Annotated in this window: 4 protein-coding genes; 1 reads left to right on the top strand and 3 read right to left on the bottom strand. The window is 69.5% G+C overall.

The window, feature by feature from the left end; all coding sequences use genetic code 11:
• Positions 1 to 831 (top strand): PASTA domain-containing protein (locus tag ABD172_RS07290; protein ID WP_344308310.1); only part of this gene is annotated, 831 nt, incomplete at its 5' end.
• A gap of 89 nt (positions 832 to 920) precedes the next feature.
• Here the strand turns inward: ABD172_RS07290 and ABD172_RS07285 are convergent.
• From ABD172_RS07285 to ABD172_RS07275, 3 genes are all read right to left on the bottom strand, one after another.
• Positions 921 to 1,973, bottom strand: coding sequence for a threonine aldolase family protein (locus ABD172_RS07285; protein WP_344308308.1), 1,053 nt, complete (start codon positions 1,971 to 1,973; stop codon positions 921 to 923).
• 65 nt (positions 1,974 to 2,038) lie between these two features.
• The gene (locus ABD172_RS07280) at positions 2,039 to 3,394 is read right to left on the bottom strand and encodes a class II 3-deoxy-7-phosphoheptulonate synthase (protein ID WP_425546668.1); all 1,356 of its coding nucleotides are present in this window, start codon (positions 3,392 to 3,394) and stop codon (positions 2,039 to 2,041) included.
• A gap of 117 nt (positions 3,395 to 3,511) precedes the next feature.
• Positions 3,512 to 3,988, bottom strand: coding sequence for a bifunctional nuclease family protein (locus tag ABD172_RS07275; protein WP_344308304.1), 477 nt, complete (start codon positions 3,986 to 3,988; stop codon positions 3,512 to 3,514).
• Positions 3,989 to 4,111 lie beyond the last annotated feature (123 nt).

The raw sequence follows: 4,111 nt of genomic DNA, 5'->3' as shown, positions 1-4,111 counted from the left end.
GCCTCCGGCGCCGGGACCGGTGACGAGGCACCGGCGGATGCCGCGCACGGTCGGCGCCGGAAACGGATCCTCGCAGGGGTCCTTGCCGTCGCGGCGGTCGCCACTCTCGTCATCTCCCTGTCCCTCATCTCGATCGATCGGTCGACGACCGTCCCCCAGGTGACGAGCGGGCAGGAGCAGGCGGACGTCGAATCGGCGGTGAGCAGCGCCGGCCTCGAGTACACGGTGTCGGAGGTCTTCGACGCGGGCGTGCCCGCCGGTGCCGTCGTCGGTGTCGATCCCGGATCCGGCACGGAGCTCGCGAAGGGTGACTCCGTCACGATCACGGTGTCGAAGGGCGAGGAGCTCTTCGCCGTACCCGACCTCGTCGGTGCCACGGAGGCGACCGCGCGGACCTCGCTCGCGGACTCCTCCATGGAGCTCGGTGAGGTGAGCCGGGAGTTCTCGGACGAGGTTCCTGCGGGAGAGGTCATCTCCCAGTCGGTCGAGGCCGGCTCCGAACACGCCCGGGGCACCGCGGTGGACCTCGTCGTCTCCGACGGCGTCGAACCGCTCGTCCTCCCCATCGTCACGGGACTCGACTACGAGAGCGCATGGCCGAAGCTCGCACGGATGGGCCTCCGGGTCGCACGTGAGGACGTTCCCAGCGACGACATGCCCGCCGGCAAGGTCGTCTCGCAGACCCCGCAGGCGGAGTCCGAGGTCGCCGTCGACGACCTCGTCACTCTCCGGGTGAGCACCGGCCCCGAGGCGGCGCCGGCCGATGCCGCAGCGGATGAGGCCGGGAACGAGCCCGCGGATCCGGCGGACTCCCCCACACCCGAGGGCTGACCCGACAGCACCCGGCATACGACGACGAAGGCCCCGATCCGTGGATCGGGGNCCGTGGATCGGGGCCTTCGTCGTGGGTCGGGCGCGGCTCAGGCGGCCGAGGCGCCCAGGAGGTCGGATGCCACGCGGGCGAGGATCTCCCCCGCCTTGAGCGCGTCGTCGTCGGACACGTCGAGGTGTGTGACGATCCGGACCTTCGACTCCGACATCGCGGTCACCCGGACACCCTCGCGGGCGGCCGCCTCGGCGAAGGCCGTACCCGAGGCGCCGGTGCCGGAGAAGTCGAAGAAGACGATGTTCGTCTCGACGACCGTGGGGTCGACGATCCCGGGGCTCGTGGCGGCGACCGCCTCGGCGATCCGCAGGGCGTTCGCATTGTCGTCCGCGAGGCGTTCGAGGTTGTGCTCGAGGGCCCAGAGCGCACCCGCGGCGAGGATGCCCGCCTGACGCATGCCACCGCCGTAGCGCTTCCGCAGGAGGCGTGCCTCGGCGATCATGTCGGCATCACCGACGAGGACCGAACCGACCGGGGCCCCGAGGCCCTTCGACAGGCACAGGGAGACGGAGTCCGCGAGATCGCCGTACTCCCCGAGGGAGATGCCGGTCGCAGCAACGGTGTTCCCGAGGCGGGCACCGTCGACGTGGACCCGCACGCCGAGCTCCCGGGTGGCGCTGTGGAGGATCCGCAGCTGTTCGATGTCGGCGACGCGGCCGCCGCCGAAGTTGTGGGAGTTCTCGACCTCGATGACCTTCGTGCCGACCTGGTTGTACCCCCGCGGTTCACTCACCATCGACAACGGCATCGACGCGTCGAAGGTGCCGTCCGGGGAGACCCACGTGCGGGTCGTGACCCCGGCGAGGGCCGCGTGGGAGCCGCACTCGGCACGGACGATGTGCGCCTGGGACTCGCACAGCGCCTCGTAGCCACGCGGGACCTGGGCGGCGATACCGAGCATGTTCGTCATCGACCCCGAGGGGCAGTACAGTCCGGCCTCCTGGTGGAGCAGTTCCGCGGTGCGTTCCTCGAGCGCGTTGATGCTCGGGTCCTCGCCGTACACGTCGTCGCCGACCTCGGCACGGAACATCGCGGTCCGCATCTCCTCGGAGGGCAGGGTGAGGGTGTCCGATCGCAGATCGATCATGAAGGGGGTCTCCTTCGATTGGGGATGGGCACGAAAGGCGCGGGTGGGGACCCGAGGGGAGCGCCTCAGCGGTGGTGGGCCTTGAGGAGTTCGGCGACCCGGAACGCCATTTCGAGCGACTGGTCGTGGTTGAGGCGGGGATCGACGAGCGTCTCGTAGCGGCGGCGCAGGCCCTCCTCGTCGATCTCCTGGGCTCCCCCGAGCACTTCGGTGACGTCGTCACCCGTGAGCTCGATGTGGAGCCCGCCGGGGACCGTGCCGGCCTCGTCGTGCGCGTCGAAGAACCCGGCGACCTCCTCCATGACGTCCTCGAAGCGGCGGGTCTTGAAGCCGTTCGCGGAGGTGATCGTGTTCCCGTGCATGGGATCGCAGATCCACGTGACGTGCGGGAGGGAATCCCCGACGTCCGCGAGGAGCTTCGGCAGCGCCTCGCGGATCTTCCCGGCGCCCATGCGGGTGACGAAGGTGAGGCGCCCCGGCTCACCCTCGGGATCGAGCTTGTCGGCGAGGCGCAGGGCGTCGTCGGCGGTCGCGGTCGGGCCGAGCTTCACCCCGATCGGATTGCGGACGCGCGAGAGGAAGTCGACGTGGGCCGACTCGATGTCACGGGTCCGTTCTCCGATCCACAGGAAGTGACCGGATGTCGCGTAGGGCGTGCCGGTACGGGAGTCGATACGAGCCAGGGCACGCTCGTACTCGAGGATGAGGGCCTCGTGGGAGGCGAAGAACTCGACCTGGCGCATTGCCTCGAAATCGGTGCCGCACGCCTCCATGAAGCGCAGGGCGCGGTCGATCTCCTGGGCGAGCTCCTCGTACCGCTGGTAGTTCGGGTTCGAGGCGAGGAATCCGCGGTTCCACGTGTGCACGAGCCGCAGATCCGCGAAGCCTCCGGTCGTGAACGCCCGGATGAGGTTGAGCGTCGAGGCGGACACCTGGTACGCCTGCAGCAGGCGTTCGGGATCGTGCCTGCGATCCTCCGGGGTGAAACCGTGGGCGTTCACGATGTCTCCGCGGAACGAGGGCAGGGTGACGCCGTCGCGGGTCTCCGTGTCCGCCGAGCGCGGCTTGCCGAACTGCCCGGCCATCCGCCCCATCTTCACGACCGGCATGGAACCGCCGTAGGTGAGGACCGCGGCCATCTGCAGCACCGTCTGGATCCGTCGACGGATCTTGTCCGCGGTGGCGTCCGCGAAGGACTCCGCGCAGTCACCGCCCATGAGGACGAAGGCCTCCCCGCGGGCTGCCGCGGCGATCCGCTCCTTGAGCATGTCCGCCTCGCCCGCGAAGACGAGCGGGGGAACCGCGCGCAACCGGGAGAGCGCGTCCTGCAGCTCCGCCTCGTCCGTATAGGTGGGCTGCTGGAGGGGAGACATGCTCCGCCAGGCGTCGAGCCCGGCGAGCGTCTCTTCACTTGCTTCCAGGTTGCCCGCCGTCTGGAAGACGGGGCTGACGTTGAGAGTCACGGATTCACCTCGGTTGAAGGGGATGGTGGGAGTGGAACCGGTGGAACGGGGGGCGCCGGGAACCGGGAGGGTTCCTCAGGATCCTCCCTCGAAGTCCTCCGGCGACACGTGGTCGAGGAACTCCCGGAAACGATCGACCTCGTCCTCGTCCGGTTCCGGGGCGTCGATCCCGTTCTCGTCGACAACGAGGTCCTCCGCGAACACGGGGCACTCGGCGATGAGCGACATGGCGACGGCGTCCGAGGGACGGGCCGAGATCACCTTGCCGTCGGTGGTGCGCAGCTCGGCGAGGAACGTGTGGTTCTCCCGACCGGTGATGACGACCTCCTCGAGGCGCGCACCGTACTTCTCGATGATGTCGAGCATGAGGTGGTGGCTGAGGGGCCGCGGCGGGGTGAGACCCCGCTGGGCGATCCCGATCGCGTTCGCCTCGGAGGAGCCGATCCAGATCGGGAGGTACCGCGGACGGTCGACCGCCTTGAGCAGCAGGATGGGCTGGTTCGCAGGGAGTTCGATCCTGACCCCGACCACTTCGACTGGAATCTTCGACATAGGGGACAGACTACTGAATCGGGGCGCCCTCGTGCTCACAGGGTTCACGGGACGAACGGCCGTACCCGACGCCCCTGCCGTCGGCGGACGGAGCCGGAGAACGACGAGGGCCGTCGGGTGGGG

The sequence above is a fragment of the Brevibacterium samyangense genome (assembly GCF_039529845.1).
In the GTDB taxonomy this organism is placed as follows: domain Bacteria; phylum Actinomycetota; class Actinomycetes; order Actinomycetales; family Brevibacteriaceae; genus Brevibacterium; species Brevibacterium samyangense.
This window is presented reverse-complemented; position numbering and strand designations above follow the sequence as displayed.